Here is a 15078-nt window from a genome sequence, read left to right as displayed (position 1 = left end):
TGACTATTTTGACCCGTAATAATAATAATATTGAGAGTTATTCATTTTCTTATTGTTTAAAACTACACCGATCAATTTCGTTTTTGACGCTTCTAATAAATCTTTTGCCTTAATTGCCTGCTCATTTTCCGTCGATCCACTGGAAATGACCAGAATTGTTCCATCACATTGATTAGCAAGAACTTGGGCATCCGTCACTGCAGTTACTGGAGGTGTATCAAAAAGGACGATATCATACCTTTCATAAACATTCGCCAGGAAATTCTCCATTGATCCGGAACTCAAAAGCTCAGCTGGGTTAGGCGGAATTGGTCCACTGGCCAGGATGTCCAGATTATCGACATCTGATGACTGGATGGCTTCTGTCAAAGTGGTCTGCTTCGAAAGGACGTTTGTCAGACCAACTGTGTTCATCATGCCAAATGTATAATGAACGGTCGGTTTGCGTAGGTCTGCGTCTGTGAGCAAGACTTTCTTCCCTTGCTGTGCAAAGACGACGGCAAGGTTAGCCGTTGTGGTCGATTTCCCTTCTGCCGGCCCCGATGACGTTATCATCAAGGATCGCAGCGGCCTGTCTACTGATGAAAACTGGATATTCGTCCGGATTGTTCGGTACTGCTCTGAGATTGGGGATTTAGGGCTTAATTTCGCAATGAGCTTTCGCTTAGTATTTAATAATGATGATTTTTTTTGTTTTTTAAGAGCCAAGTACTTTCCCTCCTTTTACACGGCTGCGGCGGTTTGCTTTTATTTCTTCCTCATTCAATTCATCGGATTCAATCTTAGAGATTGCGCCCAATACAGGAAGTCCGAGTAACTTCTCGACATCCTGCTCTGTCTTGATAGTGTTATCCAAGTATTCCAGCAAGAAAGCTATACCTACCCCAGCCATCAATCCCACTACAACAGCGATAGCAATGTTCAACAACGGTTTTGGTTTGATGGGGGAAGGATCCTCAGCTACGACAGCTTTCGATAAGATGCTTACGTTGTCGACATTCATTATATTCACGATTTCTTTTTGGAAGACAAGTGCAGTTCCGTTGGCTATGTCCGCTGCCAATGCTGCATCCGCATCTTGGACTGTGATATTCACCACTTGCGAATCCTTCTCGCTGGCCACGTTAATTTTGGAAGTTAACTGACTTACTGTCATATCCAAATCCAGATTTTCAATTACTTTTTCTAATATGACCGGACTCTTCATGATGACATTATATGTATTGATTAATTGAAGATTAGTTTGAACTTCACTCATATTGTACATGCCATTTTGCTGATCTTTGGACTGATTCACTAGAAGCTGGGTAGAAGCCTGGTAAATCGGAGTCAGTATATAAAAGCTCATAATCCCACTGATAACCGCAGCAATAACGGTCAAGGATAGGATTAAAATCATTCGTTTGCGTAATGTGGCCATCAACTCTTTTAAACTAATTGTTTCTTCCATGAGGTCCTCCTGTGCACTTTTTCTCATACTCTTGTTAAATTATACCATGAAAATATTCCTATAATAATATTTTTGTCATCTTTTTAATAGTTTTGAAATTTAACTTCCTTTAGTTAACTATTGTAGCAAAATTATTCAATTGGTGGTGAAGGATTTTTCCCATGGAATAATTTACATAGTTGAAAAGCGGAACCGCCTTGTTCAGCTCCGACCAGCATTAGACGGAACTCGAAGGAAATCCCGATTTCCGTAGAGGTACGGCTTATGACTCGAGGGGCTAGGTGCGGAGCTGGACAATAGAAAAGCGGAGCCGCCTGATTAGAGGCGCCGAGGTTGGACTGAAGCGCTGCGAGATAAAGGAAACACGAAGAGCGGAGCGATTCGATGTTGACTTATCGTAAGCGCGCTGAAGGAAACCTCCCAGCCTCTAGGCGGGGGAGCTGGAAAAGAAAAAACCCCGAAAGCCTTTACGGCTTCCGGGGTTCTTTGTTTCTTAAAACTCACCTAATTTATCCAATAGACGGTATAGCATGACAGCTGCTTCTGCACGTGTCGTTTTATCTTTCGGATCGAAATGGTTGTTCGAACGTCCTTTAATGACACCAAGCTCTGCTGCCTGGGATACAGCTTCAGCTGCATAAGCATTTACTTTGCTGCTATCGCTGAATTTCGCATCGCCTTTAAGATCTTTTAGTAGATCTTTATTTTGGAACTCAACTGCACGGATGATCATCGCTGCGATCTGCTCACGCGTGATTTCCTGATCAGGATTGAATGATCCTTTCAGGTCGCCGTTGATGATGCCTGCTTTGTAGGCAGCTTCCACACTTGTGGCAGCCCAGCCTTTGCTTTCAGGCACATCCGGGAAGATTCCTTCAAACTCGCTGCCTTGAAGGTTAAGGACTCTGGACAATAAAACTGCAAATTCTGCACGAGTCAATTTTTGATCCGGTGCAAATGTATCTGCTGTTTTACCGCCAGTGATGGAACGGGATGCAAGCACCTCGATCTCATCCTGCGCCCAGTTCTTCTTGATATCTTTGAACGTCACTTCTTTTTCAATGACTGCATACTTGGAGAAGTGATGCGTATTGAAAACGAATTGCTCGCCTGATACCTTACCGCCGACATACTCCCAAGTCTTTTCGGACTCGTTGTAGTAGTAAGCAGCTGCTTTGCGCTTGTCGTTGAATGTGTTTCCTTTAACGGAAAGAGCTACAGTTACAGGCTTACTGAATGTGGAATAAGCTGTTTCTTTTCCGTCTTTTTCTACCTTAATGGATAGATCGTAAACATCTGAAGCCAGTTTGCCATTTGCCGCCGGTGCATCAGATTTTGTCAATGCGATATTGACGTTGCCTGTTGCTTTGGATGCAATGTCACTGACTACTGTTTCTGGAAGTGTTACAGATGCAGCACCTGTATCCACTACAAGCGGCTTCTTACTTTCTGCCACTTTCTTCACAGTGCTTGCAGTCATTTGTGCTTTAACTGTGTTCGTGTTTTTATCTGCTGCTTTTGACAAATCAATTGTTACGTTTGATTTTGTCTTATCTTTAATGGATTCTTCTACGTTTGTTTCATTAACTTCAAGTGTGGCAATTCCTTTTGCATCATCGACTTTGATATCGTCAGTAGATGTAGCTGGTGGTGTGGATGGGACAGATGGTACTGTAGCACCGCCACCGCCTGTATTACCGGTATTGCCACCAGTGTTGCCGCCGGTGCCATTGTCTCCACCATTGCCTGTGTCGCCGCCAGTGCCGCTTCCGTTATCTCCGCCTTGATCTCCGCCAGTGCCGTTATCGCCACCGTCGTCGCCAGAAACCGGACCGTTTACCTTCGTAATCTTAATTGTTTTTGTTGTGCGGTGGCCAGAGAAATCTCTGACTTCGAATACAAATGTATTCTCACCGTCTTTCAAATCAAGATTCACTTCAATGTTTTTATCGAATGCTCTCATTTCATACGGTTCTACAAATTCATTGAAGAATTTTTCGCTGCCGTTGACGAGTAAACGAATATCATCAAAGTTATCTTTCACGTTTACGTTTACTTTCACTGTGTCTGTGTTTGCTGTTTCAGGCGCATCTACATCCAAAGTTGCAGGTGTGCTATCTACAAAAATGGTACGGGAGAATCCTGCTTTATTGTCTTCCTTATCTACCGCTTCAACATAGAATGTATGGACGCCGTCTTCTTCAAACGTCAATTCTGTATTGAATTCATACTGTCCAGTTTCTTCATTAAGAGTTACATCGATTGGCTTTCCATCGATTGTAAATGACTTAAGACCGGACTGTTCGTTGATATAGCCTGAGAATGTAGTGGATTTCGTATCAAAAATCCCAAATGGTTCTGGACTCTTCAAATGAATATCCGGAATAAGCGTTTCAAGTACTTGATCGTTCATATTGCCTGCATAATCGTAGGCAATGACATCAACTGTTTGAGTTGTTTTCAATACATCAGGCAGTTCATATGATGGAGTATCAGGAGCAAGCGGAGCATCAAGAATCGATTTTCCGTCTACCAATACATCAATATAGGAAACGCCGCTGCCATTTTCGTTATCTTTAACGTCTGTTAACGTAATGGTCTTTTTGTCTTCGCCAAGCGTTGCTTGAAGATTAGGTGCCGTATTGTCAACGATTACTGGCATCTTGAATGATTGCCATTCAGCTCCAGGGTAATCGATCAATGTACGGAATTCATAGTAATATTGACCTTCAGGTGCTGTTTTCAGATCGATTTGACCATCCCATGTACGATCAGAAACATAGGAGTACTCTGGTTCCAATCCGCGGTCATAATAATTCTTACGGACATTGTTTTCTGTACGGATCGTTCTTAGATTTTTGCCATCTGCGTCCAAAATATTAAGCTGGACTTTTTTCGCATTCCGCAAGAACGAAACGAGTGGAAGAACAGTATCCTGCACGCCATCGCCGTTTGGTGAAATCGCGATATGATTCGGCTCAATCTTATCTGTAAAGTAGTTGTAGCCTAAGAAATTATCCTGTGCATCCAGCATGCCTGTCATTTTGTAGAATGTATTCGCATCCCACATTGGAGCATCCATGACTGGTGCTGCATTCCAATCACCTTTGAACCCGTTGTAAGGTACGGAAAGGGTTGGGTTTGTATCTGTTGAGTCTTTTAGTGTTACATAGCCTTCGACGAAATAGCCGTTCGGGAAGACCTGAGTTGGATTTACATAATTGTCAGCAGTTTCATCAAAAACTTTGGCATCTGTTAAATCCAAGTTAACCGTAATGGATTTTTCTTCTCCTGCAGCAAGTGTAACAGTAGAAGAGTCTCCTCCATTGACTGTCACGACTACGCCTTCAAGCGGCTGTGCTTCAAGCTCACTTGCCTTATAGCCTAATTCGCCAAATAGCGCCAAGTCTGTTTGGACGTTAACTGCTACATCATAAGAAACTTCTTTATCGGAATAGTTTTTCGCCTTCAATGTGAATGAAGCCGTATCTCCATCAATTTGTTTCAACGCAACTTTTCCTTCATTGGATGCCGCTTCTGTTACGACAACAGGTGTTGCTAATGCAGAATGAAGCTGCATCAACCCTGCGCCTTGTCTGCGCGGAGAGTAAGGAATATCAAATCCAAACATTCCATTGATAGTTCCTTTATCAATGATTGGCTTAGCTGTATTCAATAGGATGTTTTTGGCCATGCGTACACGATCAGGGCCTTTCAATCCAAAGTCTTTGTCTACTCTTTCAAGGATTAAAGCAGCTCCGCCGGCTACGTGTGGAGAAGCCATGGACGTTCCGCTCATCATCCCGTATTGATTTTCATTAAATGTAGAAAGAATCTGTCCGCCCGGCGCTGTGATTTCTGGTTTGAAATCAAGGCTTGGCGTTGTTCCCCATGAAGTAAAGTCACTCATGTGATCAGCAAGAGGGTTCTGTGCTTTCGTTTGATCCCCCTTGAATTCGATGCTTACTGCTTTGCCTGCTTTCAATTGCGCAGCAAGGTTATCTCCATCGCTCTTCAGCATGAACAGCTGAGGAATTGTGATAGAAGCATCTGTCGCCATATTGACGAAGCCATCTGCATTGTTGTATACGATGACGCCAAGCGCACCTTTGTCTTGAGCATTTTTTGCTTTTGTTACAAAGTCAAGAGTTCCACGCTGGATCAAAGCATACTTTCCTGCTACATCTGTTAATTCATCCGGATTTCCGATTCCGCCAAGGGCTAAATCGAATGTCTTTGTATCTACATCATTCGGATGGATGCTGCTCGCAGAAAGGAATGGCACTTTGCCGCCTTCTGTCCCATCGATGCTGTACGTGATTGCATCAAGGTTCATAAAGCTGTTCTCAATGGAAGCAACTTCTAATGAACTGTTTGCAAGACCTGGAGATCCGGTTACACCGATATCCGGGTTGGATGCATACGGATTCGCATATGGGAATCCATTGCCCAAGTGTGCAGAGTTGCCTGCGGAAATCGCCACAAGAACTCCGTTGTCCACTGCTTTTTGAACCGCTTTTTGTTCCGGATCATCAGGAGCTACGAAGCCTGCTGTTGCCCCTAAACTCATATTTAACACGTCGACGCCCAATTTAATCGCGTCGTCGATTGCTTTCACATAAATATCGCTGTACGTTGTGGAAAGTTCAGGGTCATTTCCGAATACTTTCAGCGCCAATAATTGCGCTTCCGGAGCAATCCCTTTGATTCCGCCGTTTTCTTCGTCGCCATTGGCTGCAACTGTACCAGATACGTGCATTCCGTGCATGGATGCACCTGCCGCAACATCTCTGATTTCAGAATCATGGTCCATATAGTTGTAGCCGTAAGGCACCTTGTCCGTATAATACTTGCCCGGGAGCTTGTTATAGGATACAAGGTTGTCTACTTTTTCTTTAGTCAGTTTGATCGGCGTGTCTTTAGAAACGATCATATCACGGTGTGTGTAGTCGATTCCTGTATCGATGACGCCGACAAGCATACCTTCGCCTTTATAGCCGTAGTCATCCCAAGCTTTTTGAGCTTGAACAAGCTCTTTGCTGTAGATCATTTCCGGCTTTTCAGTCGGGCGCTGATATTCATGTACGATATGTACATCCTGTACGCCTGATGCCTGTTTAATGAATTTGATATTGCCGTAGTCGACCTCGGCGCTGAATCCATTGACAACAGTCGTAAAGTTATCTAAATACGTCAGGTTTAGTTTTTTAGCATCTAATTGTGATTTAACTGTATCTTGTGATTTTAAAGCATCTGATTCAAGCTTTTGTTTTGTTGCTTTTGATAGATCACTATATTTGACATTCTGCTGTTGAGCATAGTCAATCGTCGGATTATCCGTTAATTCAACAATGACACGGACTTTATCCGTCGGCTTATACTGTTCCCCAAAACCATTCATGCTTTGCGGCGTTGCTGGACGCTGCATTTTAGATGGTTGAGAAATAGAAGCTGCCATTGCCATGCTGGAAAACGATAGCAATAAGATTAATAAGATGGCAAAACTTTTTTTAATCAACGTCTTTCCCCCCAAAAGTTATGATACTTCTAAAAAATGTGCTCCTTTCTATTAATTTCTAATATTCTAGTTAGTAAATATTTTCTGATAATAGTAAAAATATCACAAATTTCTATTAAATGTAAGCTTAAACCTTCGATTGTCGATAGATTTTTGTTACTTTTGTAGGATAATGAAGGAAAATGTCGGAAAAATACATATAAACAGGAAAAAGGACTGCTATACATGCAGCCCCCAATTTCTTTTATGCATACTTTCCTTTAATCATTTTAAAACTACTACTCTAGAATCAGATCTCTAGAGCTCTGATTATCACTTGCCGCGGCTGTTTCTCCCTCAAATGAAGTTGACACCAATTCTGCTAATATAGCAGTTTCTAGGAACTGCTTCTTCGTTTGTTTTTTCCAATTCGAACAGCATTTTATTGTAAAATTCACTTTATTACAATTTGATAGATGGGTAATTTTGTTTTTTCTAATTTTGGTCCTTTTTACTATGACAAGATTCTACATGATGGTTTTGTAGGGATTATTCTATATAGAATTGTTGATATAATTTTGTTAAATTAAGACTCATCTCTCAAAGTTGATTGCTTAAGCCATTAAAACAGGATTACTTAGGCGATTAAATACTGTTTTAGCAGGAAAAGAGCCTGGATGCTATATTGCAAAGCACCAAACAACTAATGTAGCGTTAAAATCGTCATTAAGATTTAAACAACAATGGATACGAAGACGACCTAAATTCAATGCGAGGAGTTACGAAAATGAAGATTACTGACCTGAAAAAACAATTAAAAGATCTTAATCAAAAGGAGCTTATCACGCTTATTGCTGATTTATATAAGTTGAATTCGGAAGTGAAAGACTATTTATCCAGCAAATTTTCCGGAGAAGAAGCCCACATAGAGCTTCATGAAAAAGCGCGTTTGCAAATTCGGAACGAGTTTTTTCCGGATAGAGGACACGGGAAGCTGCGGCTCACTGAAGCGAAAAAAGCCATCTCGACTTTTAAAAAGCTAGTGGGGGATCCTGCGCGGACACTAGACCTCATGCTTTACTATGTGGAACTCGGAACGGAATTTACGAATACCTTCGGGGATATTGATATGACTTTCTACAACAGTTTGGTGTCGATGTATGATAAGGCTGCAGTTGAGTGCGATAAGGATGTGGCTTTAGTAGAGGCATTCCATGATCGTTTTTATCGTTTGGTCCGCGAGTCTGAAGGAATTGGCTGGGGGTATTCTATGGCAATAGAGGAGATTTATTATTCAATGGGCTGGGATGAAGAGGATGCTGATGTTATTGAGTAATAATGTCTTATTACATTGCAACGGCGGGACAGTAAACCTGTCCCCGTGTCCCATGCTTCCTATCATGAAAAAAGAAGCAAGGGAACTTTGCCCTTGCTTCTTCCAACGGGACAATAAACCTGTCCCTGCGTCCCTATATTTATGAACCAACGCGCTTGGTTGCCGGCTGCCAATTAATATCCGGAATGCTGTTATTTCTGTTAGTCCCCTCGTTACCTTCGTAGGATTTGCTGCCGATGTCCAACCGAATGGTGAATTTATATTGATGGTCATCCCATACGGAGATGGCCCTATCTTGATACTCTTTGGAATGGTTGGCGGTCTTGGTGAACGTCTCAATGAATTTCTCTGCTGTCGCCCTGGAATTTGGTACATCCGCACCGTCCTTGAATTCGAGGACAAAGTACAGGATACCCCCTTCACCTGAATAGAAAAACTCTGCTACATCAGGGTTTTTCTTCGCTTCTGCTTCAGCTGCCTTGACCCATTCTTCATCGAATGGCACCCTGTTTTTGATGATGTCTTCAAGATTCACATAGTCTGCAGGGAACTCCACATCCGGCTTATATTTATCGGCCTGTTCGTTTGCGGCAAGTTCTGTTACTTCTATGTCGGAGACTAGTGTATCAGTCAAGTCGTAGCCTTTTAGACTGAGAATGATTCCATTTTCTGTATCGATTTTGGCTTTGAAACGGTCGATATCTGGGTCTCTGTATGCTTTAGCTGGTATTGGTCCAGACAACTCTCCCCTTATTTCAATCCATTGTTCCTTCGTATTGGTTTGTTCTATGGTCCATTTATAGTAGTTGTCAGCGAGAGAATAATGACTGATGGTGTTTGGGAAAATCGGGAGAAGCGTCAATCTGTGATACTTATTCAGTGTATTCATGTTGCCTCCAGTAACACCTTGCTTCTCGTATCTCTTTTGGTTGTGATCCAACAGATACTGTGTACCATTTTTGAAAATGAGGCGCTCGCTGATTTTCGTGAAATCAGGGTTGGCGAAATCTCTGTAATTGTATACCAGTTTTCCATCTTTCATTTCACTGTCGATGATATAGCTATGTCTTGCATCATTCTTATTTAAATAGCTAAAATTCGTCGTATATTTTAGATGGAGGTTATCAAATACCCTGTCTTCCTGCGCCCACAGGTTTTTGAAATGGAGCCTCCATTCCTCTGCTGATTTTTCCTTTGGTTCTGTTTGAGCTGTTTGTTGATTCTGTTTATGTGAATCATTTGGACCTTCAATTCCTTCTAAAGTGTATGCTATTTCATTTTCATTTTTATTTACTTTAGCGGATGTTGCCGAATCACCACTATCATTTTTTAAATTTTGCTGGGTAATCAGTGGATAAGACACAAGGAATACCAAAAATACGGCTGCGGCAATGGCGGTAGGGTATATCCATTTTTTCATTTGTATTCTTTTTGTCTCCTTTTTCATTTTAATTTGATATAAAATTTCACGTTTTTTTGATTTAACTGGGACTTTGGAGAAAATTTCCCGATCAAGCTCCTTCTTCAGATTCTTGAATTGATCGTCTTTCATGCTTCAGCTCTCCTTTCATTGAGCTCCTTCAGCTGCTTGCGCGCCCTGTCCAGCTTCGTCCTGATTGTGGATGGGCTTTGGTCGAGCAGAGCGGCAATTTCGTTTGTATTCAATTCTTCGTAATAGTATAAGATTATGATTTCTCGATATTTGACTGGCAGAGCAAGGACGTCTTGCGCGAGACTTGCGTTTTGGTGTTTTTCCTGAAGCATGTCTTCAGGTGTCTTCTCTTCCTGGTGGGTAAACACCCTTTGGATAAAGGAGGTCAGCTTTCGCTTCCTGCTCTCTTGGACTCTTAGAAAATCTTTGCATTGGTTGGCTGTTATGCTGAAGAGCCACGTCTTCATGGAAGACCTCTGCTGGAAAGACTCCAGCTTTCCGTAGACTTTGATGAATACCTCCTGCGTGATGTCCTGCGCGGCTCCCCAATCCTTGACATAGGTAAACGCGAATTGGGTGATGGCCGTTTCATATTGATCTATTAAATTTTCCAGTATGGCTGTTTGACTTGATGTTTGGTCTTGGTGGTCCTGATAGTCCCGTTCCCCCCGGTACTGGCTTTTCTCCATTGCGCTGTACAATCCCTTCACTTCCTTTTTTTGTATCTGACACTTCGACGTGAGATGGCCGATATGTGTCTCAAAAAAAGGGTATTTTTGGTTCGACATAATTCGAGGCATGACTGTCACTAAAAAAAGCGGAAGCGCCTTGGTCAACCCCGACCAGCATAAGACGGAACTCGAAGGAAATCCTGATTTCCGTAGAGGTACGACTTATGACTCGAGGGGCTAGGGGCTGGAGCTGGACACCGCCCGAAAAATCTTTTTTCGACAAAACCGGGTGGGGACAGCATCTTCGTGCCGCCACCCGGTTTTAGTTGGAATATTTCTTGGCTTTTTCCAGAAACTGTTTGTAATGACATTGTAACAATGGAGGGATTTGATGGGTGTTTCTAGAGGGAAGTTCTTTTTGGTAATTTTTTCAATATCTATACTGACGGCTGGTTGTCAGGCCAGCCCCGGAGCCGAGGCGAAGCAGCCCGGGAAGCGGAATGTGATTTTCATGGTGATGGACGGGACGAATTCCGATGTGGTGACGCTCGCCAGGTGGTATAAGGGCGGATCGCTGAATTTGGATAAGATTTTGACCGGTGGTGTGCGGACGTATTCTTTGGAGTCTTCGATTACGGATTCAGCCGCTGCCGGGACGGCTCTTGCCACGGGGCATAAGACGGTGACGGATGCGATCGGGATGGTGCCTGTTGATTCTGAGGGGAGGAGCGAGAAGCAACGGCGGTCCTTCCGTCCAGTCGTGAATGTACTGGAAGCTGCACAGGCAGAAGGGTTGGCTACCGGAATTGTTTCTACTTCCCCTGTCCAGCATGCGACCCCCGCTGCTTTTTCGTCCCACTCCATTGCCCGGGATGATTTTGACGATATCGGCGAGCAGCAGGTGTATCAAGGGATGGATGTGGTGCTCGGCGGCGGGAAGCTTTCGTTGATTCCTAAGTCGGAGTTGGATGATGGGAATCTGGAGAAGGTGCCATTTGGGGCGAAGGATGCCCGGAAGGATGGCGAGAATTTGGTTAGTGTCATCCGGGACAAGGGGTACTCTTTTGTGGAGACGAAGAGGCAGATGGAACGTGCTTCCGGTTCCAAGTTGTGGGGAAGCTTCGCTTATGGCGATGTTGCCTACGAGTTTGACCGTGCAAAACTGCACCCGAATCAGCCTTCTCTGGCTGAGATGACGGGGAAAGCGATTGATGTTTTGTCCAAGGATCGGGATGGGTTCTTTCTGTTTGTGGAAGGCAGCAAAGTTGACTGGGCTGCCCATAAGAATGATCCGATTGGGATGATCAGTGAGGTTTTATCATTTGATGAAGCCGTTGGTGAGGCGCTGGATTTTGCGAAGAAAGATGGGAATACGATGGTTGTGGCTGTCACGGACCATGGGAACAGTGGGTTGACCATCGGGGGGCGGACGACGAATAAAACGTATGCGCATACGCCGATTGAGAAGATTGTCGGGCCGCTGAAGAAAGCAGAGCTCACCGTGGAAGGTGCGGTTTCCGAGTTGAAGGAAGACCGCTCTAATTTAAAAAGTGTGTTGGCGGACTACGGATTGGATGGGTTGTCTGTCGATGATTTTTCCATGGTGGCGAGTTCTAAAGATGTTGGCGGCGAAATGGTGAAGCTTTTGGCTGAGCATGCGAATCTCGGTTTTACGACACATGGGCACACTGGCGAAGATGTGTTTTTGTATTCGTATGGGCCTGGGAAGCCAACTGGGCTTGTTAATAATATTGAGATTTCGAAGTATATCGCGGATTTTATCGGGATGGATATGAAAGGTGTTGGGTCGAAGCTGTTTGTGAATGCTGCTGAGTATTATAAGGCTGAGGGATTTGATGTTTCTGTGGATGATTCGGACGCGGAGAATCCGGTTTTTGTGGCGAAGAAAGATAGTTTGGTGATTCAGTATCCCGAGAATAAAAATGTGCGGATTGAGAATGGGAAGGCGACGGAACTTAGTGGGGTGAATGTGTTTAATGGTGAGGAGTTTTTTATACCGGTGGAGTGAGTGGGACAGGGGGACAGGTTTATTGTCCCATTGTTGCCAGACAGCATGTTGCCGACTCCATTTTGCCTGTCACGTCCCGGTTTTTGTCGAATGATGTTGGGGCAAATTTAATAAAGTTGGTGGAGGATTGGACGGTGGCGCATAGGATGGTGTTTTTCGCGCATAGGCCGTTTGGTTTGGCGCATAGCCCTGGGGTTTTGGCTCATAGACTGGAGGGTTTGGCGCATAGGCCAACAGTTTTCACGCATAGAGCCTGTTTGGCGAGTGATTACCCCATGATTTTTCTGCAATTCATCTTATTCTCGCTTCCTTCCACCCAATTTTGCCCAGCGAACACTCCTTTTCGCACAATTTCACGGCAGTATCTTCATCCTTTTCATCAATAGCAGTTCTTTTCGGACACGAGTCCATTTAGATTACGAAATCAGCCCCGCTTGATGATCGAGCAGGGCTGGTTTCGTGCTAAAATCGTTTATCATTCCAAAAATTCATTTCAACATTTTTTCCAGGGGCGTATTTTTCAAGGGAATATCCCTGATTGTGAAGGTACTCGATCAGCTGCGGCAGGATTTTAGCCGTGGCTTCTTTTTCGTGCATGAGAATGACGAGCGGTTCTTTGCTGTTGATCCGCTGCATTCTGGCGACACCGTTTTTGATGTTGGCCATAATTTGAGTTGTATTGTCTCCGAGTGCCCAGTCGTCAGAGTCGACGTTCCAGTCCCACAGTTTGTAATGTTCTGCAGCCAGAACGTTCCTGTAGTCGCCTGTCAGGTAGGGTTTGCTGCCGTATGGGACTCGGACAAGTTGTGTATTGAATCCGGCATTTTGCTTGATGAGATTTTGGGTGACGGTGATTTCGTTCATGAAGCTTGCCGGGCTGTAGTAGACCTTTGATTTGTCATGGGAATAGCTGTGGATCCCGATATAGTGGCCAGCTTGTGCTTCGGCTTTGGATGCTTTAGGGTATTCTTTTACGTTCAGTCCAATTTGGAAGAAGGTCGCTTTGATGTCGTATTTGGAGAGGGCTGAGATGAATTGTCCTGTATAGCGGCTTGGGCCGTCGTCGAATGTAAGGTAGGCAGTTTTTGGCTCTTTTCGCTCGATGACGATGCTGGTGCTGTTTTTTGTGATGAATTCATTGTGGCTCAGGTGCTTCGGATTGTCGAGGAGCCGAACTGTTCCCTTGCCTGATAGGTAGTCTACCCGAAAACCAAGCTTCTCGCCGAAGAGGCGGAGCGGGACATAGGTTCTTCCGTCGATTTCGAAAATGGTGGCCGGGATGACCCCATTTTCGGTTCCGCTGATGCTTTCTATAGATATTTCGTTTTTATGGATGTAAAATCTCATGGTTCGCTGGTTATATGTAAAAACGGCAGAGCTCGTTTTGGAGTCGTAGGTTACTTTCCCACCCAATGCTTCTCCTATTCTTCTGATAGGGACGTAGGCGGTAGAATTTTCGATATATGGCTTGGCATCGTAGAATGGGATGACTTGGTCGTTGACGCCGATAGCTATGTATGTCCGTTTAGCTGACTGTTTGGTTGCAGTAGTCGCTGCTGTCTGAACGGAAGCCTTGACTGACGTGAGAGTTGCGCCTTTCGTGTTGGTCATGGCAATCTGCATGGCGGATGCCATTGCGGGCTTTGTTTCATTCATTGCAAATAGTCCTATTAAAAAGAAAATGATCAACCCTAGTAAAATATTTAATGGTTTCATAGATTCATTCGCCCCCTTACTTAACTCTATGAAATTGGGACGGAAAAGTGTACTAAAAAAATAGAAGAACATCCGACATAAACCGGGGGGTGACAGGCATCTCGGGCTTGATTAATCGACATGATTCGGGTGATAACTGTCACCTGGGGTGTTATTTAGATTTTAGACAGTTTATGCAAGTCATTTATCAGGGAGCGGTCTGCGGTTTTTCCACTGCCTTTAAATATGCCGGGTACATTCTTGGAACCTGTCTCTATACTAGTGAAATGGATTCTGCTCTTCTTATAGCCACCATTTCTAGGGCGCGGCAGATCCTTTTTGTCGTAACTTTTATGTATAGTTTTTTGTACTGATGGATTTTTCAACATTTTAATTAATGGAATGAAAACTGGAAAAACATCTTCAATGACTGACTTTATGTTGGCAAAGGCAGGAGTATCGTGTTTATTAACAATTTTCTCTGCCCATTCAAATAATAATAATAGCCTTCTTATTTCTTCTATAATTGAATTAATTTCGGTTGTGAACCATTCTAATGATACTCCTTCTATTGCATAACCAATGTCTATCCAAGCTGCCTCTATTTGCGTATGAACGTACTGGAAATCAGGAATATCGTATTTGCTTTTTAAAGGAGCAAGTTGAATTTGTGGAGCATAGTACTTCTCGTTTCCCTTCAGCCTTTCTACCTTTTCATCCAATTTACTTAATCGTAAAATAACTTCTGTTAATTTTGGCAAAAGTATGGGATTCTTTGATAATTGGAGTTCTTCTGCTCCATAACACAATGTATCAATAGCCGTTTCGAAATCGACAAGCTCTAACGATTGTTTAATCTTCATGTATTTAGATTCTCCTTAAATATATTAGTATCATTATAATGTTAAAAAATAGTAAATGAAGGATTTTTTGTATTCGTTTATATTCTGGAAAGCAAAAGAGGCGTG

9 protein-coding genes are annotated in these 15078 nt (G+C 43.3%); 2 read left to right on the top strand and 7 right to left on the bottom strand.

What is annotated here, in order from left to right; translation table 11 throughout:
• Nucleotides 1–3: 3 nt before the first annotated feature.
• The 3 genes from DFR59_RS12460 to DFR59_RS12450 form a co-directional block, all read right to left on the bottom strand.
• Entirely contained in the window at nt 4–708 is a 705-nt protein-coding gene (locus tag DFR59_RS12460) for a CpsD/CapB family tyrosine-protein kinase (protein WP_114745977.1), read from the bottom strand.
• Nucleotides 698–1450, bottom strand: coding sequence for a YveK family protein (locus DFR59_RS12455; RefSeq protein ID WP_114745976.1), 753 nt, complete (start codon nt 1448–1450; stop codon nt 698–700). The genes DFR59_RS12460 and DFR59_RS12455 overlap by 11 nt, the downstream gene beginning before the upstream one ends.
• A gap of 493 nt (nt 1451–1943) precedes the next feature.
• Nucleotides 1944–6968, bottom strand: a complete 5025-nt coding sequence (locus tag DFR59_RS12450; RefSeq protein WP_114745975.1) for a S8 family serine peptidase — start codon at nt 6966–6968, stop codon at nt 1944–1946.
• A 766-nt stretch (nt 6969–7734) separates the two neighbouring features.
• Between DFR59_RS12450 and DFR59_RS12445 the strand changes: the two genes are divergently transcribed.
• Complete coding sequence (locus tag DFR59_RS12445) at nt 7735–8283, top strand: DUF6155 family protein (protein ID WP_245948478.1); 549 nt, start codon at nt 7735–7737, stop codon at nt 8281–8283.
• Nucleotides 8284–8422: 139 nt separating this feature from the next.
• Here the strand turns inward: DFR59_RS12445 and DFR59_RS12440 are convergent, their stop codons facing one another.
• Nucleotides 8423–9835, bottom strand: a complete 1413-nt coding sequence (locus DFR59_RS12440) for a hypothetical protein (protein WP_114745973.1) — start codon at nt 9833–9835, stop codon at nt 8423–8425.
• Complete coding sequence (locus tag DFR59_RS12435; protein WP_158538377.1) at nt 9832–10416, bottom strand: sigma-70 family RNA polymerase sigma factor; 585 nt, start codon at nt 10414–10416, stop codon at nt 9832–9834. Before DFR59_RS12435 ends, DFR59_RS12440 begins: the two co-directional genes overlap by 4 nt.
• A 361-nt stretch (nt 10417–10777) precedes the next feature.
• Between DFR59_RS12435 and DFR59_RS12430 the strand changes: the two genes are divergently transcribed.
• Nucleotides 10778–12415, top strand: coding sequence for an alkaline phosphatase (locus DFR59_RS12430; protein ID WP_114745971.1), 1638 nt, complete (start codon nt 10778–10780; stop codon nt 12413–12415).
• A 462-nt stretch (nt 12416–12877) separates the two neighbouring features.
• Here DFR59_RS12430 and DFR59_RS12425 read toward each other — a convergent pair whose 3' ends face one another.
• Together DFR59_RS12425 and DFR59_RS12420 are read right to left on the bottom strand one after the other, a co-directional pair.
• Nucleotides 12878–14131 (bottom strand): polysaccharide deacetylase family protein, encoded by a 1254-nt coding sequence (locus DFR59_RS12425; protein ID WP_158538376.1) that lies wholly within the window; start codon nt 14129–14131, stop codon nt 12878–12880.
• A 155-nt stretch (nt 14132–14286) separates the two neighbouring features.
• The gene (locus tag DFR59_RS12420) at nt 14287–14973 is read right to left on the bottom strand and encodes a hypothetical protein (protein ID WP_114745969.1); all 687 of its coding nucleotides are present in this window, start codon (nt 14971–14973) and stop codon (nt 14287–14289) included.
• Nucleotides 14974–15078 lie beyond the last annotated feature (105 nt).

The sequence above is a fragment of the Falsibacillus pallidus genome (assembly GCF_003350505.1).
In the GTDB taxonomy this organism is placed as follows: domain Bacteria; phylum Bacillota; class Bacilli; order Bacillales; family DSM-25281; genus Falsibacillus; species Falsibacillus pallidus.
Note: the sequence above shows the minus strand (reverse complement) of the source record. Positions and strands in the feature narration are given on the sequence as shown.

Coding starts and splice junctions, on each gene's coding strand:
- DFR59_RS12455 (WP_114745976.1), bottom strand. CDS start 1,450: ATGGAAGAAACAATTAGTTTAAAAGAGTTGATGGCCACATTACGCAAA.
- DFR59_RS12445 (WP_245948478.1), top strand. CDS start 7,735: ATGAAGATTACTGACCTGAAAAAACAATTAAAAGATCTTAATCAAAAG.
- DFR59_RS12440 (WP_114745973.1), bottom strand. CDS start 9,835: ATGAAAGACGATCAATTCAAGAATCTGAAGAAGGAGCTTGATCGGGAA.
- DFR59_RS12430 (WP_114745971.1), top strand. CDS start 10,778: ATGGGTGTTTCTAGAGGGAAGTTCTTTTTGGTAATTTTTTCAATATCT.
- DFR59_RS12425 (WP_158538376.1), bottom strand. CDS start 14,131: ATGAAACCATTAAATATTTTACTAGGGTTGATCATTTTCTTTTTAATA.
- DFR59_RS12420 (WP_114745969.1), bottom strand. CDS start 14,973: ATGAAGATTAAACAATCGTTAGAGCTTGTCGATTTCGAAACGGCTATT.